Here is a 21968-nt window from a genome sequence, read left to right as displayed (position 1 = left end):
CTGTTCGGTATGCCGTCTGAAAGGGTCAGCGGGCGTTCATTTCTTTAATGACGCTGTCGGTAACGTCGTATTGGGTGTTGACGTAAATCACGTCCTGCAAAATGACATCGTAACCTTCCTGTTTGGCGATTTTGACGATGACGCGGTTGGCGTTTTGCTGGAGGGAGGCAAACTCTTCGTTGCGGCGGAGGTTGTAGTCTTCTTCAAACTGCGCCTGTTTTTTGCGGAACGTTGCGACCAGCCCGCGCCATTTTTCTTCAGCTTGCGCCTTTTTTGCGTCTTTGAGTTTGCCTTCGGCAAGCTGCCTTTCCAAATCCAGGCCTTCGCGTTGCAGTTTTTGCAATTCGTCCTGGCGGGCGGAAAATTCGCCGTCCAGCGTTTTTTGAATCTCGCGTGCCTGCTTGGATTCGAGGTAGATGCGTTCGGTGTTGATAAAGCCGATTTTTTGGAAGGTGTCGGCGTGCGCGCCTGCGGTGCAGCACAAACCGATCAGGGCGGCGGCAAACGCGCGGGTCAAACGGGTCATGGTAAAACTCCTTCGGATGTTGCCGCGAAATGCCGTCTGAAGGGCTTCAGACGGCATTTGCGGGATTAGAACGTCGTGCCGAGTTGGAATTGGAAGCGTTGGATTTCGTCTTCCGGTTTTTTCTTCAGCGGGTAGGCGTAGCTGAATTTCATCGGGCCCAAAGGCGAGAGCCAGGTAACCGCGCCGCCGGCGGAATAGCGCAGTTCGTTGGTAAAGGTGGATTTATGCGCGTTTTCCGAGTAAACCGATTTGTTGTTGCCGCTTTCGGCGGCGGTATAGGTTTTGCCGTCCCATACGCTGCCTGCGTCGGCAAACAGGCTCAGGCGGACGGTGCGCGCGTCTTTCGCACCTGGCATCGGGAAGAGCAGCTCGGCGGAAACGTTGGCTTTTTTGTTGCCGCCGTAGCTGATTTTGTCGCCGTATTCGTCATACACTTTCGGACCGAGCGTGCCGCTTTCGTAACCTCGTACCGAACCCAGGCCGCCGCCGTAGAAGTTTTCAAAGAAGGGGATTTCTTTGGTTTTGCTGTAGCCGTTGGCATAGCCGGCTTCGCCGCCGAGCATCAGCGTGAAGGTTTTGCTCAGGGGGAAGAACCAGGTTTGGTTGTGGGTGGCGGAGTAGTATTGCAGTTTGCTGCCGGGCAGGGCGATTTCGGCATTCACGCCGGTCAGGTAACCGCGCGTCGGCCACAGGGCATTGTCGGTCTTGTTGCGCCCCCAGCCGATTGTGCCTTTGTACAGCCAGCCTTTGAAGCTGCCGTCTGTGCCGTTGGTTTTGCCGTATTGTTTGATAAAGTCGGCATAGCGTTTGGGTGCTTTGTTGTAGGTGTTGACGGTCAGGTGTTCTGCCGCCAAACCGAAATTCACGCGGTCGTATTCGGTAACGGGGATACCCATCCTTACGCCGCCGCCGACGGTGGTGGTTTTATATTGTTTGACGCTGGTCGATGCTTTGCGCGGGTCGAAGGCTTTTCCGTAAATATCGTAGCCCAGGCTGACCCCGTCTGCCGTGAAGTACGGGTCAGTAAACGACAGCGAGCCGTTAAGCGTGGTTTTGCTCCTGGAGGCGCGCAGTGCGGCCGACTTGCCCGTACCGAACAGGTTGTCTTGGGAAACGCCTGCGGACATGACCAACCCGGTATCTTGAACCCAACCCGCGCTCAAATCCAGGGAACCGGTGGAACGTTCGGTCAGACTCATGTTCAAATCGACTTTGTCGGGCGTGCCGGCAAGCGGGACAGCATCAAACTGGACATTGTCGAAGTAGCCCAAAAGCTCGACGCGCTCTTTGGAACGTTGCAGCTTGGAGGTGTCGTAAGGCGCGGATTCCATTTGGCGTAATTCACGGCGGACGACTTCGTCGCGGGTTTTGTTGTTGCCGGTGATGTGTATTTCGTTGACGTAGATTTTCCGGCCCGGTTCGATGTGCAGGACGAAATCGACGGTTTTGGTTTCAGCGTTCGGCAGCGGCTGTACGCTGATTTCGCTGTATGCGTAGCCTGCCGAGCCCATGCGGTTCTGAATCTCACCCAAAACGGCGGTCATCTGCTGGCGTTCGTACCATTTGCCGGGCTTCATGGTCAGCAGTTTTTCCAGTTCGGCTTTGGGGACTTCGTTGGTGTCGCCTTCGATGGAGACTTTGCCCCAACGGAAACGTTCGCCTTCGTGGACGGTGATTTTGATGGTCTGCTTGGTTTTGTCTTCGTTGGTTTGGATGTCGGTATCGAGGATGCGGAAATCGAAGTAGCCGTTGTTCTGGTAGAAGTCGGTTACTTTTTCCATGTCTTGGGCAAATTTCTGCTCGTTGAATTGGTTGCTTCGTGTCAGCCATGTCCAAATGCCGCCTTCGGTCAGCGACATTTGCCGCATCAGTTTGCGGTCGGAATAGACTTGGTTGCCTTCAAATTCGATGTCGGTGATTTTGGCGGATTTGCCCTCGTCAATCGTGATGTCGATGTCGACGCGGTTGCGGGCGAGTTTGGTTACTTTGGGCGTGATTTGGATATTGAGTTTGCCGCGTCCGAGGTATTCTTCTTTCAGGCCGGCGACTGCCTGATTGAGTGTCGCCTGATTAAAGTATTGTGACTGCGCCAGCCCGAACGATTCGAGGTTTTTCTTGATGGCGTCGTTTTGCAGCATTTTTGCGCCGGTGATGTTGAGCGAGCCGATGGTGGGGCGTTCGATAACGGTCAGCAGGAGCTGCCCGTCCGCAGTTTCGACGCGTACGTCGTCAAAGAAACCAGTGGCATACAGGCTTTTGATGATGGCACTGCCGTGTGTGTCGTTGTAGGTGTCGCCGACTTTGACGGGCAGGTAGTTGAATACGGTGCTCGGCTCGGTACGCTGCAAGCCTTCGACGCGGATGTCTTGGATGGTGAAGTCGGCAAATGCCAAAGGCGATATGCCCAACATCATCAGTGCGGAAGCAATCTGTTTCAGTTTCATCGTAAGTTCCTTGTGGTGCGGAATGCGGTTTCAGACGGCATTCCGAAACGTAAAATCTAACCGAGCAGCCGGGTAACGTCGTTGAAGAAGGCGACCGCCATCATCAGCATCATCAGGGCGAACCCGAAGCGCAAACCGATGTTTTGGACGCGTTCGCCCAAAGGTTTGCCGCGTATCCATTCGGCAGTATAAAACACGAGGTGCCCGCCGTCCAAAACGGGGACGGGCAGCAAGTTCAGCACGCCAAGGCTGATGCTGACCAGTGCCAAAAATTCCAAATAACTTTGCAAGCCGAGTTCGGCGGACTGTCCGGCAATATCGGCAATGGTCAGTGGACCGGAAATATGGTTGACGGAGGCGTTGCCGCTGATTAGTTTGCCGAAAAATTTGAGGGTTGTCCACGAGTGGGAAACGGTTTTTTCCCAGCCCATGCCGAACGCGCGGACAACAGACGGACGGTAGTTGCGGCGGATTTGCGCGTCCCACGCCCTGTCCGGCTGCGGACGGAGGCCGACGCGCCCGATTAGGGTGTGGTCGGGCTGTTCGACAGTATCGGGGCGGATGTCGGCGGTATGGGTTTGTCCGGCGCGTTCGTAGGTCAGGGTGATTTTTTTGCCGGGGCTTTGACGGGTCAGGTTTGCCCATTCTTGCCATGAGGCGATGGGTTTGCCGTCGGCGGCAGTCAGCCTGTCGCCCGGTTTCAGGCCTGCTTTTTCGGCGGGGCTGCCTTTTTCCACGCCGCCGGCAACGGTTGTGATTTTAAAGGGCATCAGTCCGATGTAGCCTTGGTTTTTGGCGATTTTGCCGGCTTCCGGCGTGTCTGCGGCATCGATGGTGCGGACGGTTTGCGCGCCCGATGCCGTCTGAACGCCGACGGCGACTTTGCCGGCTTCGAGGTTGAGGACGATTTCGGTTTGCGCGCTGCCCCAATCTGCAACGGGTGTGCCGTTGACGGATTGTATTTTGTCGCCGCTTTGGAAGCCGGCGCGGGCGGCAATGGTGTCGGGTTCGACTGTGCCGACGTAGGGGCGCAGTTCGGTTACTCCGAAGGAAAAGCTCAGTCCGTACAGCAAAACCGCCAGTGCGAGATTGGTCAGCGGGCCTGCGGCGACGATGGCGATGCGCTTGGCGGGGTGTTGTTTGTCAAAAGCGTAGGGTAAATCGGCTTCTGATACTTCGCCTTCGCGCGTATCGACCATTTTGACGTAGCCGCCCAACGGAATCGGGGCGAGGCACCATTCGGTGTCGCCGCGCTTTCGGGTGAAAAACGGTTTGCCGAAGCCGACGGAAAAGCGTACGACTTTGACGCCGCACAATCTGGCAACGATGTAGTGTCCGAACTCGTGCAGGCTAACCAAAATCAGGATGGCGAAGATAAAAGCTAGAAGGGTGTGCAAATGGTTTTCCTTTGATAACGGTGTTCGGACGGCATCAGCGCAGTGTGCCGATAAATGCCCGCGCTTGTGCGCGTGTCCGGGCATCTTGCGCCAAGAGCTCCCCTATATCGCCTATGCCATCTGAAAAGTCTTGTGAAAGACAATGGGCGACGGTTTTGGCAATGTCGGTAAACTTAATCTGTCCGTCCAAAAAGGCGGCGACGGCGGTTTCGTTGGCGGCGTTCAATACGCAGGGCGCGACTCCGCCCGCGTTCATGGCTTCATAGGCGAGCTTTAGGCAGGGGAAGCGGTCAAAGTCGGGCTTTTGGAAGGTCAGCGCGGACAATGCATCAAAATCCAGGTCGCCGACTCCCGAATCGATGCGCTCGGGCAGGCCCAAACAATAAGCGATGGGCGTACGCATATCGGGATTGCCCAGTTGCGCCAGCACGGAGCCGTCGCGGTAGCGCACCATGCTGTGTATCACGGACTGCGGATGGATGACGACTTCGAGTTTATCAGGCGGACAGTTGAACAGCCAATGCGCTTCAATCAGCTCCAAACCTTTGTTCATCATGGTGGCGGAATCGACGGAGATTTTGCGCCCCATACGCCAATTTGGGTGTTTGACCGCTTGGGCGGGCGTAATGCTGTCGAACGTGCCTAAATCGGTCGTTAAAAACGGGCCGCCGGAAGCAGTCAGGATAATCGAACGGATGCCGTGTTCGTTCAGACGGCCTGTGTAATCGCGCGGAAAAACTTGGAAAACGGCGTTGTGTTCGCTGTCGACGGGCAACACTGCCGCGCCGTTTGCGCGCGCCGTTTCGATAAACAGCGCGCCGGAAACCACCAACGTCTCTTTGTTCGCCAGATAAATGGTTTTGCCTTTTTGCGCCGCCGCCAGCGCGGAAGGCAGCCCCGCCGCACCGACAATGGCGCACATCACGCCGCCGGCTTCGCCGGCAGACGCAACGTCGACCAATGCCTGCGCGCCGTGTAAAACCTGCGTCGCCGTGCCGTCGCGTTTCAACAGGGCTTCAAGCCGGGCGGCGTGTTCCGCATCGGCAACGACGGCATATTCGGGGCGGAACGTTTGACATTGAGCCGCCAGTTTTTCGACCTGCTTATGCCCTGCCAGCGCGAATACGCGGAATTTTTCGGGGTGGCGGGAGACAACGTCCAGCGTGCTTTCGCCTATGCTGCCGGTACTGCCTAATATGGTCAGGACTTGTGGTGTCATAATGAGGATAACTTTATACCGGATGCCGTCTGAAGCGTTTTCAGACGGCATAGAATCAATTTAAAACCGACATCATCGCCGCATAGACGCTGATAACGGCAATCAGGCTGTCGGTACGGTCGAACACGCCGCCGTGTCCGGGCAGCAGCTTGCTGCTGTCTTTGATGCCTGCCGCGCGCTTGAGCCAGCTTTCCAACAGGTCGCCGCATATGCTGACGACGGTCAACACCAAACCGATTAACACGGTATCGAACCAGCCTGTATCGAATGCCAGCCAGCCGGCACTTCGTACGGCGGTCATGTACACTGCCACGCAAACCGCACCGCCGATTGCGCCTTCCCAGCTCTTGCCGGGGCTGATTGCCGGTGCGATTTTGTGTTTGCCGAACGCCTTGCCGCTGAAATACGCGCAAACGTCGGCAACCCAGACCAGACCCATGACGGCGAGCAGCGGCAGGGCATCATCGGGATGCGGGCGCAGGGATACGAGCGCGAACCAAAACGGCATGACCAGAAGCCAGCCGACGGCATAAACCTGCCAACCGCCGTTGAGCCTCCATTTGAGTCTCAACCATAAAGGCATGATGGCGAGCCAAAATGCCAAAACAACATACCAAACCAAATTAGGCAGCATCCAACCGCCCGCATAGGCAACCATGCCGAAAACCAAGGTTGCAGCGAGGTAATGGTTGGTTTTGATTTTGCACAAGCCGCCCATACGGGCATATTCCCACAAGGCAATCAGGGCAATCAGTCCGCAAAATGCAGCCCACAACCATTGCGGCGCGTAAAACAGCATGCCCAGCATCAGCGGCAGCAGCCACATAGCGGTTATTACCCGTTGTTTCAGCATATTCAGTTCCTTTGCTGTTCGATAGGCAGTTGCTCGGAGGTGCGTCCGAACCGCCGTTCGCGTTTTTGGAACGAAGCGACGGCATCGTCCAAAGCCTTGCCGTCAAAATCTGGCCACAAAATATCGGTGAAATATAGTTCTGCATATGCCATTTGCCAGAGCAGGAAATTGCTGATGCGCGTTTCGCCGCCGGTGCGGATGAACAAGTCCGGTTCCGGTGCATCACCCAGCATCAGGTATTTCGCCAGCGTGTCTTCCGTAATCTCGGATACGCCTTCGGCAATCAGTTTGTTTGCCGCCTGCAAAATGTCCCAACGTCCGCCGTAATCGGCGGCAATGCTCAGGGTCAGACCGGTATTGTTTGCCGTCAAGGCTTCCGCCTCTTCGATGCCTTGCAGAATCTGCCGATTAAAGCGTTCGCGGCTGCCCAGTATTTTCAGGCGCATATTGTTTTCGTGCAGACGGCGTACTTGTTTTTGCAAAGCCTGTAAAAACAGCCCCATCAGGAACGAAACTTCGTCTTCGGGGCGGCGCCAGTTTTCGGTTGAAAAGGCAAACACGGTCAGATATTGCACACCCAGTTTGGCGCAATGCTTCACCATATTTTCCAATGCGTCCAAACCGCGTTTGTGTCCCATTATACGCGGGAGGAAACGTTTTTTCGCCCAACGGCCATTGCCGTCCATAATCACGGCGATATGCTTGGGAATGGCGGTGTGTTCTAAAACGGCCTGCGTGCTGCTTTTCATGTCTGCCTTTCGCGGTTCGGCGTTCAAATGCCGTCTGAACGCCGAACCGTGCAGGTTAAATTGCCATCAAATCTTCTTCTTTGGCAGTCAGGAGTTTGTCGGCTTCGGTAATGTATTTGTCGGTCAGTTTTTGAACCGCTTCTTCGCCGCGACGTGCCTCGTCTTCGGAAATTTCTTTGTCTTTGAGGAGTTTTTTGATGTGGTCGTTGGCATCGCGGCGCACGTTGCGGATGGAGACGCGGCCTTCTTCCGCTTCGCCGCGCACGACTTTAATCAGGTCTTTGCGGCGTTCCTCGGTCAGCATGGGCATCGGTACGCGGATCAGGTCGCCGACCGCTGCCGGGTTCAGACCCAAGTTTGAATCGCGGATGGCTTTCTCGACTTTGGCCGCCATATTGCTTTCAAACGGTTTCACGCCAATGGTGCGCGCGTCCAGAAGCGTTACGTTGGCAACCTGGCTGACGGGGACCATGCTGCCCCAGTATTCGACTTCCACTTGGTCGAGCAGGCCGGTATGCGCGCGGCCGGTACGCACTTTCGCCAGATTTTCTTTCAGTACTTCGACCGAACGCTGCATCTTGCCTTCGGCTGTTTTTTGAATATCGTTGATCATATTGTTCTTTCGGTAAGATAAGGTAAGCGGGCAGCCGTCTGAAACGTGCTTCAAACCTTTCAGACGGCATGAAAACTGTTAACTGCGAATAGTACCGTTATTCGGGCATGACGACAAGGTAGGCGGATTGGGGATGCCGTCTGAAGCGGCAGGCGTTTCAGACGGCATCGTGTTTGACCGTCAACTGTGTTCCCGTGTTTCAAGCAGGCTTTGGCGCAGGTGTTGGCGTTCGTGGGCATCCAGCCATTTGCGGCGGGTGCGTTGCAGCAGGATGACGAGGGCGGAAATTTCCTGACGCATATTGGTGCTGAGCCAGAGGAAGCCCTGCCATTGGTAGTGGAGGTGTTCGGCGAGGGTTTCCAGTTCGGGGTTGATGGCGGTGTCGATGTGGATGCGGCGGGCGTGTCTGCCGTTGATAAGGGCGACGGTTTGTTGTAGGTCGGTTTGGAGCAGTGTGAAGTGGCGGTCGAGCAGCCGGATTTCGCTGCCGTTGAGTTTGGGAGATTGCAGCTTGGCGGCGGTGGTCAGGAGCAGCTCGGTGGTGTTGACAATTTTACGGTGGGCGTGCTGCATGGCTTCCATCATAGCGGGGCTGATGCGGCTTTCGCCCGATGTGGCGGCGAGATGGCTGCGGCTTTTGACCATGCGTGCGTTGATTTGGCGCATTTTCGCCATGTTCTCCTCGAGGCGTTCGCGCGTCATACGCCTGCCATTGCTGATTTCGGCAATCATTTTGCTGCAGTCGGTCAGGTTGTCGGCAAGCATGAAACGCCACATCAGTGTGGATTTCAGCGGCAGCAGTTTGGCGGCGGCAATGGCGATGGCCGCGCCGATGAGGACGTTCATGGCGCGCATCAGGCCGCTGTCGAGCCATTCGCTGCCGTTGTCGCCGATGAGCATGCACATCGTCAGCCCCGCCAGCATGGGGACGTAACCGTTTTTGCCGACCGCCGCCCAGCCGGCCAGTGCGCTTGCCGTGCCGACGGTAAGGTAGAAGAGGAGGTTGTCGTGGAAATAATGCTGGTTCAGCCATAAGACGCTCAAACCCGCACCCAGGCCGATAACTGTGCCGAGCATACGTTCCACCGCCTTGGAGTAAATCGCCCCTTGAAACTGGAGCATGCCGAGGACGACGAAGACGGTCATGCCTATCCATTCGCCGTGTTGGAGATGGAGCAGCCGGGCGAGTGCGGTGGCGAACAGGACGGCCCCGCCGAGCCGCACGGCGTGTATGAGGCGGCGGTGGCGGTAGCGTTCGTAGGAGTTGAGCCAGCGGCTGACGAGGCGGTTGCGTTGCGAGGTGTTCATATCGGTTGCCGTCTGAAGCGAAAATGTGAAAAAGCACAGGCTTCCCGGGGAAGGGAGGGTCTGTGCTTGGTATTGGTGCCGGAGAAGGGAATCGAACCCCCGACCTTCGCGTTACGAATGCGCTGCTCTACCGACTGAGCTACACCGGCTTTTTTCGTTATGATATATATGAACGGTTGTTTCTGCAACTTTTCGGGCGGCTGCCTGGGTTTTGCACGGTATAATGCGGTTTGCTTCGTGAGGAGGGTCGGTGATGTATGTGAACGAGAAATATCCCTATGCGGCTTTGTTTGCGGGATTGGTGTTTTTGACGCTGCCGTTCGCACTGTCGGTGCATGATGCCTTGGCATTTGTGTTCGGACGGACGGGGCTGCTGGTGTCGGTATCGGACGGCGGATTCGGCTGGCGGGGAGGCTGGGACGGCGTGGTGTGGTTTGTGTATGGCGTGTTTGCGTTTTTGAATGTGGTTGTATCGGCGGGTCTGACGAAGCTGGCGTATAAGAAGATGATGCGGCGGCATTCCCGTTACGCGCTGTTTCTGTCGGGCGTGGCAGCTTGCGCGGCGGCGGCGGTGGCTTGGATTTTCGAGCTGTTGTTGGGCAGTGCCGCCTTGGGCGGGCTGCGCGGGGAGGCGGTGTCGGAATATGCGTTTGCCGTGTGGCTGGTGGCGATGCTGACGCTGCCCAAACGCTTGACGCGCGCGCCGGTGCAGCCGGTGGTGTTTCACAGGAAAAAATAGCTTGGAACGGGAAGTGCCGTCTGAAACCCGACACGCGGTTTCAGACGGCATGTTTTTCCGCTAACATTACGCCTGAATATGGACAGGAAGCAGATATGGAACGCAAAGAACGCCTGCGTGCAGGCATTGCCGCGATGGGGCTGGATATTTCGGAAACGGCGCAGGACAGGCTTTTGGCCTATGTGGATTTGTTGAAAAAGTGGAACAAAACCTACAATCTGACCGCCCTGCGCGACGAGGAAAAAATGATTGTCCATCATCTTTTGGACAGCCTGACGCTGCTGCCCCATATCGAGGGTGTGCAGACGATGCTGGATGTCGGTTCGGGCGGCGGACAGCCCGGTATTCCGGCGGCGGTGTGCCGTCCGGATGTGCAGATTACGCTGTTGGATGCGAATACGAAGAAAACGGCTTTTTTACAGCAGGCGGTTATCGAGTTGGGATTGGACAATGTGCGCGTGGTATCCGGACGCGTGGAGGCGGTTTCGGACGTGCGTGCCGACGTGATTACCAGCCGTGCGTTTGCAGAACTGGCGGATTTTGTGTCGTGGACGGCGCATCTGTTGAAAGACGGCGGCTACTGGGCGGCGATGAAGGGCGTGTATCCGCAGGGGGAAATCGACCGCCTGCCGCAGGATGTGTGCGTCGAAAAAGTCCAAAGGCTTGACGTGCCGGGCTTGGATGCGGAACGCCATATCGCCATACTCCGCAAGCGTTGAGCGCGCTTCAGACGGCATGAATACCTTTTTTGTGCGGATAAAGGTAAAATTCCGCACTGTTTTTCTTTTTTCAACATCAGACGGGACACGGGCGGGACATGAGTGCGAACATCCTTGCCATCGCCAATCAGAAGGGCGGTGTGGGCAAAACGACGACGACGGTAAATTTGGCGGCTTCGCTGGCATCGCGCGGCAAACGCGTGCTGGTGGTCGATTTGGATCCGCAGGGCAATGCGACGACAGGCAGCGGTATCGACAAGGCGAGTTTGCAGTCCGGCGTTTATCAGGTCTTATTGGGCGATGCGGACGTGAAATCGGCGGCGGTACGCAGCAAAGAGGGCGGATACGGCGTGTTGGGTGCGAACCGCGCGCTGGCCGGTGCGGAAATCGAGTTGGTACAGGAAATCGCCCGGGAAGTGCGTTTGAAAAACGCGCTCAAGGCAGTGGCGGAAGATTACGACTTTATCCTGATTGACTGCCCGCCTTCGCTGACGCTTTTGACGCTTAACGGCTTGGTGGCGGCGGGTGGCGTGATTGTGCCGATGTTGTGCGAATATTACGCGCTGGAAGGGATTTCCGACCTGATTGCGACCGTCCGAAAAATCCGTCAGGCGGTCAATCCCGATTTGGACATCACGGGCATCGTGCGCACGATGTACGACAGCCGCAGCAGGCTGGTTGCCGAAGTCAGCGAACAGTTGCGCAGCCATTTCGGGGATTTGCTGTTTGAAACCGTCATCCCGCGCAATATCCGCCTTGCGGAAGCGCCGAGCCACGGTATGCCGGTGATGGCTTACGACGCGCAGGCAAAGGGTGCCAAGGCGTATCTTGCCTTGGCGGACGAGCTGATGGCGAGGGTGTCGGGGAAATAGGTCAATCCAAATCGGGCTGCCCGTGCCTTTATGCTGTTTGGCCGGGTGCGTTAATATGGCGGATTAAAATAAAAATACTTATATCGTGATTTCTAGAAATATGAACAGCAAAATTAAGCTTCGAGTTAATAAAATAATCGAACTGAAGCATCATATTGAGAATTGGGAAACTCAAACAAGCGAAGAGATCGAAAAGCTTCTTGTTGATTTTGAGAAACAGCCTAGGCAAGAAATGTCTTCTTATTATACGGAGCTTTTTAGAGATGTTCAATTTGCGGGTGTTTTGGTGCAAATAGCAAATAAGTATGCGGAAAACAGTAAAATCAATCGCTGTATAGTATCTGCTCTTGGAATGATGATGTGGAGGTATGAGCTTCCTGAGAGTGAGGAAATATATCGCCTTATGTTAGCGAATATTCAAAGAAAGGGAGTAGCTCTTTTTGTAGCATTTCATCTCCCTAAGATGAAAATGTTTGAGGAATTCCCGAATAAATGGGCCTATTTTATGAGTATACCTAAACTCTCTCCTAAAAAGACTTCTGCGGAATACTTTACTAACTTGGTCGAAGAATACATTTACTTTGTACCTATGATGTATAAGTCAGAATTGATTCAATACTTCAGTTTGAAATATAGTGAAACAAAAAGTGAATATCTAAAAGATAGATATAAAAAAATACTAATAACCCTGCGGGATTAGTACTTAATTGAGTAATTTTTATAGTGGATTAACAAAAACCGGTACAGCGTTGCCTCGCCTCAGCTCAAAGAGAACGATTCTCTAAGGTGCTCAAGCACCAAGTGAATCGGTTCCGTACTATCTGTACTGTCTGCGGCTTCGTCGCCTTGTCCTGATTTTTGTTAATCCACTATATCGTCATTCCCGCGCAGGCGGGAATCTAGGTCTGTCGGTACGGAAACTTATCGGGAAAAACGGTTTCTTTAGATTTTACGTTCCGGATTCCCGCTTTTGCGGGAATGACGGTTTGAAAGTTACCTGAAATTCAAAAAAAAACGGAAACCGGACGGATTGGATTCCCGTCTGCTCGGGAATGGCGGTTTGGAAGTTACCTGAAATTCAAAAAAAAACGGAAACCGGACGGATTGGATTCCCGTTTGCTCGGGAATGACGGATTTTAGGTTTCTTTTTTGATTTTTTGTTTTTCGCGGGAATGACGGTTGGGAAGTTTCCCGAAACTTAAAAACAACTGAAACCCAAAAAACTATAGTGGATTAACAAAAACCAGTACGGCGTTGCCTCGCCTTAGCTCAAAGAGAACGATTCTCTAAGGTGCTGAAGCACCAAGTGAATCGGTTCCGTACTGTTTTTGTACTGTCTGCGGCTTCGTTGCCTTGTCCTGATTTTTGTTAATCCACTATAAATTACCGCTTGCGCGGGAATGACGGTTTGGGTTCTTTCTCTTTGAAGTTGCGATGCTGGAAATGCCGTCTGAAGGCTTCAGACGGCATTTTTGTGCCGGTTTAAAACAAGGCCTGCTGCGCGAGCAGGTTTCTGACGGGGGCGAAGTCTCGGCGGTGTTCGGGCAGCACGCCGTATTGTTTGAGGGCTTCCAGATGTTGCTTTGTGCCGTAACCTTTGTGTTTGTCGAAACCGTATTGGGGATGGCGTTGCGCCAGTGCGTACATTTCTGCATCGCGTGTGGTCTTTGCCAAAACGGATGCGGCGGAGATTTCGATGATTTTGCTGTCGCCTTTGACGACGGCTTCGGCAGGGATGTTCAAATGTTCGGGAATGCGGTTGCCGTCGATGAATATTCTTTTGGGACGCACAGCCAAACCGTCAACGGCGCGTTTCATGGCGAGCATGGTGGCGTGCAGGATGTTGAGGCTGGCGATTTCTTCGGGCGTGGCGGCGGCGACGTGCCACGCAACCGCCTGATTTTTTATCATTTCGGCAAGCGCGTCGCGTTTTTTCTCGCTGAGTTTTTTGGAGTCGGTCAGTCCGGGCAGGTCAAATGTTTCCGGAAGGATGACGGCGGCGGCAAACACGCTGCCGACTAAAGGTCCGCGTCCTGCCTCGTCCACGCCGGCGGTCAGTATGTGCATGATGTTTCCTGTCGGGATGGTGGGAATGCCGTCTGAACGGTGTTTCAGATGGCATCGCGCCGATGTGTTTATTTCGCGTCTTTAAACCCGCGCTTCAAATGCACCATCAGCAGTGCGACGGCGGCAGGCGTTACGCCGGAAATGCGGCTTGCCTGCCCCACGGTTTCGGGTTTGTGCTGGTTGAGCTTTTGCTGCACTTCTGCCGACAAGCCTTTGACTTTCGCGTAATCGATGCCGTCGGGCAGTTTTAAGGTTTCGATGTCGCGGCGGCTGCCGATTTCTTCGTTTTGGCGGTCGATATAGCCTTGGTATTTGACTTGAATTTCGACTTGCTCGACCACTTCGGCGGAGAGGCGTTCAGACGGCATCGCGCCTTCGAGCGTCATCAGCGCGGCGTAATCGAGGTTCGGGCGGCGCAGGAGGTCGTGCAGGTTGGCTTCACGGCTGAGTTTTTGTCCGAACACGCGGATTTGTTCGCCTTCGGCGAGTTTTTGCGGCGTGTACCACGTTGTTTTCAAACGTTGGATTTCGCGTTCGACGGCTTCGCGTTTTTCGTTGAACATGCGCCATTGTTCTTCACCCACCAAGCCGATTTTGTGGCCGTCTTCGGTCAGGCGCATATCGGCGTTGTCTTCCCTGAGTTGCAATCGGTATTCGGCGCGGCTGGTGAACATTCGGTAAGGTTCGTTCACGCCTTTGGTGATGAGGTCGTCCACCAATACGCCGAGATAGGCTTGTTCGCGGCGCAGCAGGAGCGGGTCTTGTTCGCGGACGTATTGCACGGCGTTCGCGCCCGCCAGCAGTCCTTGCGCGGCGGCTTCTTCATAACCTGTCGTACCGTTGATTTGCCCGGCGAAAAACAGTCCCTCAATGGTTTTGGTTTCAAGGCTGGCTTTGAGGTTGCGCGGATCGAAGTAGTCGTATTCGATGGCGTAGCCGGGGCGCAGGATATGGGCGTTTTCGAGGCCTTTCATGCTGCGCACGAGCGCGATTTGGATGTCGAACGGCAGGCTGGTGGAGATACCGTTTGGATAGTATTCGTGCGTGGTCAGGCCTTCGGGCTCGAGGAAAATCTGGTGGCTGTCTTTGTCGGCGAAGCGGTTGATTTTGTCTTCGATAGACGGACAATAACGCGGACCCACACCTTCGATTTTGCCGGTAAACATCGGGCTGCGGTCGAAGCCTGAGCGGATGATGTCGTGGGTTTGCGTGTTGGTATGCGTAATCCAGCAGGACACTTGGCGCGGGTGCATTTCGGCGTTGCCGCGCACGGACATGACGGGAACGGGTGTGTCGCCGGGCTGTTCGGTCAGTTGGGAGAAGTCAATCGTGCGCCCGTCGATGCGCGGCGGCGTGCCGGTTTTCAGACGGCCTTGAGGTAGGTTCAATTCGCGCAAACGGCCGCCCAGCGATTTGGCGGCTGGATCGCCGGCGCGACCGCCTTCGTAGTTTTCCAAACCGATGTGGATTTTGCCGGACAAAAACGTGCCGGCGGTCAACACGACGGCGCGGGCTTTGAATTCCACGCCCATCGCGGTAATTACGCCTGAAATGCGGTCGCCATCGAGCGTTACGTCGTCAACCGACTGCTGGAAAAGGTCAAGGTTTTCTTGGTTTTCCAACATTTCACGAATGGCGGCTTTGTACAAAATGCGATCCGCCTGCGCGCGCGTGGCTCGAACTGCCGCGCCTTTGCTGGCGTTCAGGCGGCGGAATTGGATGCCGGACTTGTCGGTTGCCAACGCCATTGCGCCGCCGAGCGCGTCGAGTTCGCGTACCAAATGCCCTTTGCCGATGCCGCCGATAGAGGGGTTGCACGACATTTGTCCGAGCGTTTCGATATTGTGTGTGAGCAAAAGCGTCTGCGCGCCCATACGGGCGGCGGCGAGCGCGGCTTCCGTGCCGGCGTGTCCGCCGCCGACGACGATGACATCGTAGGTTTTGGGGTAAATCATGTGGGTCATGTGTGTATTGCCTGACGGTGTTTCAGACGGCATTCCAAGCAGGATGCCGTCTGAAAAACGAAATGGATTCAAAAGTAAAGGGTTGGGATTGTACGCTTGTTCGCCCTGTTTTTACAGTGCGCGGACAGGGAAAAGCCGCTTCGTGGGGAAGCGGCTCCGGTAAGGGCGGGATTTACCAAACGTCGGATTTGATACGGCGTTTCAGGCCCGGATGTTCGGAAAGTTTGAATTCGGGGTCTTTGCCCATTTTCAGCTTGGCGGTGTAATCGCGCAGCAGCATAAACGCCAATGGCGAGAGCAGCAGGATGGCGACAAGGTTGATCCACGCCATAATGCCCATCGCCATATCCGCCATATCCCAGACCAAAGGCACATTGGCAACCGCGCCGAAATAGACCCACGCCAAAACCAGCATACGGAAAACGGCGGTAATCAGCCAATGGCTTTTGATGAATTGGACGTTGGACTCGGCATAGGCATAGTTGCCGATAACGGTGGAAAAGGCAAACATAAACAGGATGACGGCGAGGAAGCCCGCGCCCCATTGCCCCACTTGGCTGACAATCGCCGCCTGCGTCAGTGCCGCACCGCTCAAATCGCCGTAAGGTTGTTGGTAAATCAAGATGATGAAGGCGGTGCAAGAACAAACGATGATGGTATCGACAAACACGCCCAGCATTTGAATCATACCTTGCGAAACAGGGTGTTTCACTTCGGCGGCGGCGGCGGCATTCGGCGCGGAACCCATACCCGCCTCGTTGGAATACAGGCCGCGTTTGATGCCCATCATCATCGTTTGCGAAATCAGACCGCCGAGGAAGCCGCCTGCTGCCGCGTCGAATTTGAACGCGCCCGAAAAAATCTGGCCGAACACGTCCGGAATCATCGGAATATTGGTCAAAATGATGAAAAGCGCGATAAAGAGGTACAAAACCGCCATCAGGGGCACGACGATTTCAGCCGCTTTAGATACGCGCCTGATGCCGCCGAAGATAATCGGCGCGGTTAAAATCACCAGGGCAACGCCGACATAATGAGGCTCCCAGCCCCACGCCGATTTGACGGTATCGGCGATGGTATTGGTCTGAACTGCTTCAAACACAAAGCCGAAACAGAAAATCAGGCTCAGGGCGAACAACACGCCCAGCCATTTCTGCCCCAGCCCTTGAGTGATGTAGTAGGCGGGGCCGCCCCGGAAATGGTGGTTGTCGTAGTCGCGGACTTTAAAGAGCTGCGCCAGCGAAGATTCGACAAACGCCGAACTCATACCGATTAAGGCGGTTACCCACATCCAAAACACCGCGCCCGGCCCGCCGACTTTGATGGCGATGGCCACGCCCGCGATATTGCCCACGCCCACGCGGCTGGCAAGGCCGGTTACAAATGCCTGAAACGGCGTGATGCCGTGAGGGTCGTCCCCCTGTTTGCGGCCGCCGAGCATTTCTTTGATGCTGCGTCCGAACAGGCGGAATTGGACAAAGCCCGTGGTTACGGTGAAGAAAAGCCCCGTACCCAAAAGCATATAAACCAAGTATGACCACATCGGATCGTTGATGGCACCGACCCAGCCGTGCAGCCATTCGGTAAAGTTCTCGTTCATATCGCTTCCTTAAAGTTGAAACCCGCACATATGGCGGTATGTAAGCAGGGTTTAAATTTTGTAAACGCCCATTCTAGCAGATTGTCAACAAAATCAGAAAAATTTACATCGCCGCGCGGCTGCGGCGTTAGAATCGCATTTTGTTTGGAGCAAACGAAATGAAACAGCCCGTCTTTGCCGTTACTTCCGGCGAGCCTGCCGGCATCGGCCCCGATATTTGTTTGGACTTGGCATTTGCCCGCCTGCCCTGCCGCTGCGCGGTATTGGGCGACAAAAACCTATTGCGCGCGCGCGCCGAAGCCTTGGGCAAAAGCGTCGTCTTGCGCGACTTCAATCCGGAATCAGGCGGTGCGGCATACGGCGAGCTGGAAGTGCTGCACATCCCGACCGCCAAAGCGGTTGAGGCGGGCAAACTCAATCCCGCCAACGCTGCCTATGTGCTGCAACTTTTGGATACCGCGCTTACAGGCATTTCAGACGGCATTTTCGACGGCATCGTTACCGCGCCGCTGCACAAAGGCATCATCAACGACGCGCGCGCAAGCACAGGTTTTTTCAGCGGACACACCGAATATCTGGCGGAAAAAAGCGGCACGGGGCAGGTTGTGATGATGCTTGCCGGCAAAGGCCTGCGCGTCGCCCTCGTAACGACCCACCTGCCGCTGAAAGACGTTGCCGCCGCCATTACGCGGTCGCTGATTGAAAGCGTCGCACGCATTTTGCATCACGACTTAAAACACAAATTCGGCATCAAAAATCCCAAAATCCTAGTCGCCGGACTCAACCCCCACGCCGGCGAAGGCGGACACCTCGGACACGAAGAAACCGACACCATTATCCCCGCGCTCGAAAACCTGCACCGCGAAGGGATAAACCTTGCCGGCCCATATCCGGCGGACACATTGTTCCAACCGTTTATGCTCGAAGGTGCGGATGCCGTATTGGCGATGTATCACGACCAAGGGCTGCCCGTGTTGAAATACCACAGTTTCGGGCAGGGCGTGAACATCACGCTGGGGCTGCCCTTTATCCGCACCTCCGTCGATCACGGCACCGCGCTTGATTTGGCGGCAACCGGCAGGGCGGATTCCGGCAGCCTGATAACTGCCGTGGAGACCGCCGTCGAGATGGCGCGCGGCAGCCTTTAAAGATGATAAAAGACCCATCATTTCCGCGCAGGCGGGAATCCGGCTTGTTCGGTTTCAGTTTTTTTTGAGGTTTCGGGCAACTTCTAAACCGTCATTCCCGCGCAAGCGGGAATCCAGACCATTGGACAGTGGCGATATTCAAAGGTTATCTGAAAGTTTGAGATTCTAGATTCCCGTTTCCATGGGAATGACGGAATGTTGCGGGAATCCGGTTTGTTCGGTTTCGGTTTTTTTTGAGGTTTCGGACAACTTCTAAACCGTCATTCCCGCGCAGGCGGGAATCCAGGCCATTGGACAGTGGCAATATTCAAAGGTTATCTGAAAGTTTGAGGTTCTAGATTCCCGTTTTCACGGGAATGACGGAGTTTCAGACGGCATCGTCCGCCGCCGTCATTCCCGCGCAGGCGGGAATCCGGACCTTTGGGCGGCGGCAATATTCAAAGGTTATCTGAAAGTTTAGAGGTTCTAGATTCCCGTTTTCACGGGAATGACGAAAGGTTGCGGGAATCACGGGAATGGCGGGATGTGGATTTTTGTGTTGATTTGATGCGGTGGGAATGTTATGGGTAGGACGGATGTGGCGGGATTGTCGGAGGCGGTGGGATTGGCGGGCTGAAGCCCGCCCCTACAGTCAAACCTACAGACCCTACGGCATACTGCGCGCGGCAGGCGACGGCAAGGGAAAACAGGCAGGAATAAAAAACGCGTCCCAAAAATAAAAAATGCCGTCTGAAGCTTGTTCAGACGGCATTGCAGGTATCCGAATCCATGTAAAAAAGAGGTTCTGCGGAACAGAACCTCTTTTTGCCGCCGCCGGTTCAGCCTTGCCGGGTTTCGACTTGGATCATTTCTTCGGCTGGGACGGTTGCGGTTTCAGACGGCTTGGGCTGTTCGGAACGGCGCAAACCGCGTCCGGCCCGGACTTCGGGTTGTGCCGCCCATGCCTCCAATGCGGCAGGGTCGGTTTCGATCAGGACGAGTCCGCCGGTTTGTACGGTTTCCCGTGCCTGTTCCGCCGCAGCCGTAAAGGTTACGTTTTCAGACGGCATTTCCTGTGCTTCGGCTTTCGGTGTCGCGCCTTCGGGAAGGATGGCGGCAACGGCCTGACGGATTTTTTCTGCCGCATCATAAACCGGTGCATCGCCGTTTGAAACGGCGGGAGATGCTGTCGGAACGTCCCTTTCTGCAACCGGTCCGGCAATGCTGACGGTAATCGGAGCATTTGCATCGTTTTCTCCGAAAACGTGCGCGGCGGCGGAACGGACTTTGTCGGCGGTGTCGTGAATATTCAGGTACTGCTCGATTTTGGCGGCAGACGGGATATTGCGTTTTTTGCCGTTTTGACGGCGGTCGCGCTGATTGTTGCGTTCGCGTTGGCGGCGTTCGTTGCCTTTCGGCGCATCGGCACCGGCGGTTTGCACGCCCTCTTCCGCTACGTTGCCCGCTGCTTCGGACAAGGTTTCTTCCGCACGGTTTTCCGCCTGTTCGCGGTTGCGTTCGTTGCGGTTGTTGTTGCGGCGGCGTTTGCCTTCTTGCGCCTGCACGGCCGGGCGGGCTTCGTTTTCAGACGGCGTTGCGGCGGCAAGTGTTCGGACTTCGGGGTTTTCGGCTTCCGCTGCGGCGTTTGCGGCGTTGCGTTCGTTTTGACGGTTGCGGCTGCGGCGGTTGTCTTTGGCGTTGCGGGTTTCGTGTTCCGCCGCTTGATTGTCTGCCGCTTTGCCTTTGAAATCCGCCGTTTCGCGCATTTCCGCCCTGCCTCCGTCGTGCCTGTTGCCTCGGCGCGGGTTTTGGCGGCGGCTGCCGGTGCGGCGCGGCGCGTTGCGGTTGCCGCCGGAAATGCGTTTTTCGGAGGTTTCGGCAGCGGCCGGGGTTTCGGATGTGCCGCCGAAAATGCGTTTCAACCAAGCCTTGAAGCTGTCCCACCAAGAGGTTTTTTTCTCGGGGGCGGCAGTCGGGGCGGGGCTGGTGTGGCGCACGCCTTTGACGGCGGGTTCGGGACGGGCGGCTTTGGCCCTTTCGCTGCCGAACGGTTTGGCGGATTCGTCTTCTTCCGGCTCGGCGACGCGCTTGTAGCTCGGTTCGCCGTCTTCTTCTACGTCGTCGATGCGGATGCGGTTGATTTCGTAGTGCGGATTTTCGAGGTGGATGTTCGGAATCAGGACGACGTTCACATCCAAGCGCTCTTCCATCGCAAACAGCTCGGCGCGTTTTTCGTTCAGCAGGAAGGTGGCGACATCGACGGGCACTTGGGCGCGCACTTCGCCGGTGTTGTCTTTCATCGCTTCTTCTTGAACCATACGCAAAACGTGCAGGGCGGTGGATTCGATGCCCCGAATCACGCCGGTGCCGGCGCAGCGCGGACAGGCGACGTGGCTGCTTTCGCCCAAGGCGGGTTTCAGGCGTTGGCGGCTTAATTCCAAAAGGCCGAAGCGGGAGAGTTTGCCCATCTGTACGCGGGCGCGGTCTTTTTTGAGCGCGTCGCGCAGGACGTTTTCCACATCGCGCTGGTGTTTGGGGTTTTCCATATCGATGAAGTCGATGACGACCAAACCGCCCAAGTCGCGCAGGCGCATTTGTCGGGCGACTTCTTCGGCGGCTTCCATATTGGTTTTGAACGCGGTGTCTTCGATGTCCGCGCCGCGTGTGGCACGGGCGGAGTTGACATCGATGGAGACGAGGGCTTCGGTGTGGTCGATGACGATCGCGCCGCCGGAAGGCAGGCTGACGCTGCGCGAGAACGCGCTTTCGATTTGGTGTTCGATTTGGAAGCGGGAGAACAGCGGCGTATGGTCTTCGTAGAGTTTCAGACGGCCTGCGTTACCCGGCATAACGTAGCTCATAAACTCGGCAACCTGGTCGTAAACTTCTTGGTTGTCCACCAGAATTTCGCCGATGTCGGGACGGAAGTAGTCGCGGATGGCTCGGATCAGCAGCGAGCTTTCCATAAAGAGCAGGTAGGGGTCGTGGTGCGCTTCGCCGGCTTCTTCGATCGCCTGCCAGAGTTGTTTGAGGTAGTTCAAGTCCCATTCCAACTCTTCCGCGCTGCGCCCGATGCCGGCGGTGCGGGCGATGATGCTCATACCGTTCGGAATGTCGAGTTGCGCCATAGCGGCTTTGAGTTCTTGACGCTCTTCGCCTTCGATACGGCGGGATACGCCGCCGCCGCGCGGGTTGTTCGGCATCAGTACGAGATAGCGGCCGGCGAGGCTGATGAAGGTGGTCAGCGCCGCACCTTTGTTGCCGCGCTCGTCTTTTTCGACTTGGACGATGACTTCCATACCTTCTTTGAGCACATCTTGGATGCGCGCGCGTCCGCCTTCGTAGTCTTGGAAGTATGAGCGGGAGACTTCTTTAAACGGCAAGAAGCCGTGGCGGTCGGTTCCGTAATCCACGAAACACGCTTCCAGCGACGGCTCGATGCGGGTAATGATGCCTTTGTAGATATTGCCTTTGCGCTGTTCTTTGCCCAGCGTTTCGATGTCCAAATCCAGCAGGTTTTGTCCGTCGACGATGGCAACGCGCAGCTCTTCGGCCTGCGTTGCGTTGAATAACATTCTTTTCATGATCACCTCGTGGACGGGCGGCATTCGGGCGCGCCGGTCCGGTTCGGCATTCCGTAAGGCTGGGTTTTCCGATGTTTTCGGATAAAACCGGTAATCAGTTTTTGAGTTGAAAATCCGCAGGGATGCACGTTCCGGAGAACCGTGTGCGGAAGGGTCGGATACAGAAGGCTATAAAGATCGATGCGGC

The 21968-nt window shown here is 55.7% G+C and carries 16 protein-coding genes, 1 tRNA gene and 1 pseudogene; 5 read left to right on the top strand and 13 right to left on the bottom strand.

Going from position 1 to position 21968, the window contains the following annotated elements:
* Window positions 1-25: 25 nt before the first annotated feature.
* The 9 genes from ACNAU7_RS06380 to ACNAU7_RS06340 form a co-directional block, all read right to left on the bottom strand.
* Complete coding sequence (locus ACNAU7_RS06380) at window positions 26-526, bottom strand: OmpH family outer membrane protein (protein ID WP_416301645.1); 501 nt, start codon at window positions 524-526, stop codon at window positions 26-28.
* Between the two features lie 65 nt (window positions 527-591).
* On the bottom strand, window positions 592-2970 hold the full coding sequence (gene bamA, locus ACNAU7_RS06375; RefSeq protein ID WP_416301585.1) for an outer membrane protein assembly factor BamA: 2379 nt from the start codon (window positions 2968-2970) through the stop codon (window positions 592-594).
* 56 nt (window positions 2971-3026) lie between these two features.
* Window positions 3027-4367: an RIP metalloprotease RseP gene (rseP, locus tag ACNAU7_RS06370; protein WP_416301583.1), complete on the bottom strand. Its 1341-nt coding sequence runs from the start codon at window positions 4365-4367 to the stop codon at window positions 3027-3029.
* A 34-nt stretch (window positions 4368-4401) separates the two neighbouring features.
* Window positions 4402-5637: a 1-deoxy-D-xylulose-5-phosphate reductoisomerase gene (gene ispC, locus ACNAU7_RS06365; RefSeq protein ID WP_416301581.1), complete on the bottom strand. Its 1236-nt coding sequence runs from the start codon at window positions 5635-5637 to the stop codon at window positions 4402-4404.
* Window positions 5638-5641: 4 nt separating this feature from the next.
* Window positions 5642-6439, bottom strand: a complete 798-nt coding sequence (locus ACNAU7_RS06360) for a phosphatidate cytidylyltransferase (protein WP_025457712.1) — start codon at window positions 6437-6439, stop codon at window positions 5642-5644.
* A 2-nt stretch (window positions 6440-6441) separates the two neighbouring features.
* On the bottom strand, window positions 6442-7188 hold the full coding sequence (locus ACNAU7_RS06355; protein WP_002242252.1) for an isoprenyl transferase: 747 nt from the start codon (window positions 7186-7188) through the stop codon (window positions 6442-6444).
* Window positions 7189-7243: 55 nt separating this feature from the next.
* Entirely contained in the window at window positions 7244-7801 is a 558-nt protein-coding gene (frr, locus tag ACNAU7_RS06350) for a ribosome recycling factor (RefSeq protein ID WP_002244379.1), read from the bottom strand.
* Window positions 7802-7981: 180 nt separating this feature from the next.
* Window positions 7982-9109, bottom strand: a complete 1128-nt coding sequence (locus tag ACNAU7_RS06345; protein WP_416301578.1) for an FUSC family protein — start codon at window positions 9107-9109, stop codon at window positions 7982-7984.
* A gap of 73 nt (window positions 9110-9182) precedes the next feature.
* Window positions 9183-9258, bottom strand: a tRNA-Thr gene (locus ACNAU7_RS06340).
* 104 nt (window positions 9259-9362) lie between these two features.
* On the opposite strand from ACNAU7_RS06340, the gene ACNAU7_RS06335 reads away from it, so the two are divergent.
* The 4 genes from ACNAU7_RS06335 to ACNAU7_RS06320 all read left to right on the top strand — a co-directional run bounded on the left by ACNAU7_RS06335 (window position 9363) and on the right by ACNAU7_RS06320 (window position 12139).
* Window positions 9363-9848 carry a hypothetical protein gene (locus ACNAU7_RS06335; RefSeq protein WP_416301576.1) on the top strand — a complete coding sequence of 162 codons (486 nt, stop codon included), beginning with the start codon at window positions 9363-9365 and terminating at the stop codon, window positions 9846-9848.
* Between the two features lie 95 nt (window positions 9849-9943).
* Window positions 9944-10567 (top strand): 16S rRNA (guanine(527)-N(7))-methyltransferase RsmG, encoded by a 624-nt coding sequence (gene rsmG / locus ACNAU7_RS06330; protein WP_025457708.1) that lies wholly within the window; start codon window positions 9944-9946, stop codon window positions 10565-10567.
* A gap of 98 nt (window positions 10568-10665) precedes the next feature.
* On the top strand, window positions 10666-11439 hold the full coding sequence (locus ACNAU7_RS06325; protein WP_002236612.1) for a ParA family protein: 774 nt from the start codon (window positions 10666-10668) through the stop codon (window positions 11437-11439).
* Window positions 11440-11539: 100 nt separating this feature from the next.
* Complete coding sequence (locus ACNAU7_RS06320) at window positions 11540-12139, top strand: hypothetical protein (RefSeq protein WP_416301573.1); 600 nt, start codon at window positions 11540-11542, stop codon at window positions 12137-12139.
* 782 nt (window positions 12140-12921) lie between these two features.
* Here ACNAU7_RS06320 and rnhB read toward each other — a convergent pair.
* The 3 genes from rnhB to ACNAU7_RS06305 form a co-directional block, all read right to left on the bottom strand.
* The gene (rnhB, locus tag ACNAU7_RS06315) at window positions 12922-13506 is read right to left on the bottom strand and encodes a ribonuclease HII (protein WP_416301571.1); all 585 of its coding nucleotides are present in this window, start codon (window positions 13504-13506) and stop codon (window positions 12922-12924) included.
* A 68-nt stretch (window positions 13507-13574) separates the two neighbouring features.
* Window positions 13575-15470: a tRNA uridine-5-carboxymethylaminomethyl(34) synthesis enzyme MnmG gene (mnmG, locus tag ACNAU7_RS06310; RefSeq protein WP_416301643.1), complete on the bottom strand. Its 1896-nt coding sequence runs from the start codon at window positions 15468-15470 to the stop codon at window positions 13575-13577.
* 172 nt (window positions 15471-15642) lie between these two features.
* Window positions 15643-17070: an alanine/glycine:cation symporter family protein gene (locus tag ACNAU7_RS06305; protein WP_118810578.1), complete on the bottom strand. Its 1428-nt coding sequence runs from the start codon at window positions 17068-17070 to the stop codon at window positions 15643-15645.
* Between the two features lie 158 nt (window positions 17071-17228).
* Here ACNAU7_RS06305 and pdxA point away from each other — a divergent pair, with 158 nt between their 5' ends.
* The gene (gene pdxA / locus ACNAU7_RS06300; protein WP_416301568.1) at window positions 17229-18218 is read left to right on the top strand and encodes a 4-hydroxythreonine-4-phosphate dehydrogenase PdxA; all 990 of its coding nucleotides are present in this window, start codon (window positions 17229-17231) and stop codon (window positions 18216-18218) included.
* A 1705-nt stretch (window positions 18219-19923) separates the two neighbouring features.
* Here the strand turns inward: pdxA and ACNAU7_RS06295 are convergent.
* Window positions 19924-21781: pseudogene (locus tag ACNAU7_RS06295) on the bottom strand (Rne/Rng family ribonuclease); the annotation flags it as partial.
* Between the last annotated feature and the right edge of the window lie 187 nt (window positions 21782-21968).

This window comes from Neisseria sp. LACPHL-SPEC-2024-00856 (genome assembly GCF_047915665.1).
Lineage (GTDB): Bacteria > Pseudomonadota > Gammaproteobacteria > Burkholderiales > Neisseriaceae > Neisseria > Neisseria polysaccharea.
This window is presented reverse-complemented; position numbering and strand designations above follow the sequence as displayed.

Bases quoted from the DNA above. Each gene is read 5' to 3' on its own strand.
- rnhB (WP_416301571.1), bottom strand. From the start codon at position 13,506: ATGCACATACTGACCGCCGGCGTGGACGAGGCAGGACGCGGACCTTTA.
- ACNAU7_RS06325 (WP_002236612.1), top strand. From the start codon at position 10,666: ATGAGTGCGAACATCCTTGCCATCGCCAATCAGAAGGGCGGTGTGGGC.
- bamA (WP_416301585.1), bottom strand. From the start codon at position 2,970: ATGAAACTGAAACAGATTGCTTCCGCACTGATGATGTTGGGCATATCG.
- mnmG (WP_416301643.1), bottom strand. From the start codon at position 15,470: ATGACCCACATGATTTACCCCAAAACCTACGATGTCATCGTCGTCGGC.
- ispC (WP_416301581.1), bottom strand. From the start codon at position 5,637: ATGCCGTCTGAAAACGCTTCAGACGGCATCCGGTATAAAGTTATCCTC.
- ACNAU7_RS06305 (WP_118810578.1), bottom strand. From the start codon at position 17,070: ATGAACGAGAACTTTACCGAATGGCTGCACGGCTGGGTCGGTGCCATC.
- ACNAU7_RS06345 (WP_416301578.1), bottom strand. From the start codon at position 9,109: ATGAACACCTCGCAACGCAACCGCCTCGTCAGCCGCTGGCTCAACTCC.
- ACNAU7_RS06360 (WP_025457712.1), bottom strand. From the start codon at position 6,439: ATGCTGAAACAACGGGTAATAACCGCTATGTGGCTGCTGCCGCTGATG.
- ACNAU7_RS06355 (WP_002242252.1), bottom strand. From the start codon at position 7,188: ATGAAAAGCAGCACGCAGGCCGTTTTAGAACACACCGCCATTCCCAAG.
- ACNAU7_RS06380 (WP_416301645.1), bottom strand. From the start codon at position 526: ATGACCCGTTTGACCCGCGCGTTTGCCGCCGCCCTGATCGGTTTGTGC.
- ACNAU7_RS06320 (WP_416301573.1), top strand. From the start codon at position 11,540: ATGAACAGCAAAATTAAGCTTCGAGTTAATAAAATAATCGAACTGAAG.
- ACNAU7_RS06335 (WP_416301576.1), top strand. From the start codon at position 9,363: ATGTATGTGAACGAGAAATATCCCTATGCGGCTTTGTTTGCGGGATTG.
- rsmG (WP_025457708.1), top strand. From the start codon at position 9,944: ATGGAACGCAAAGAACGCCTGCGTGCAGGCATTGCCGCGATGGGGCTG.
- pdxA (WP_416301568.1), top strand. From the start codon at position 17,229: ATGAAACAGCCCGTCTTTGCCGTTACTTCCGGCGAGCCTGCCGGCATC.
- frr (WP_002244379.1), bottom strand. From the start codon at position 7,801: ATGATCAACGATATTCAAAAAACAGCCGAAGGCAAGATGCAGCGTTCG.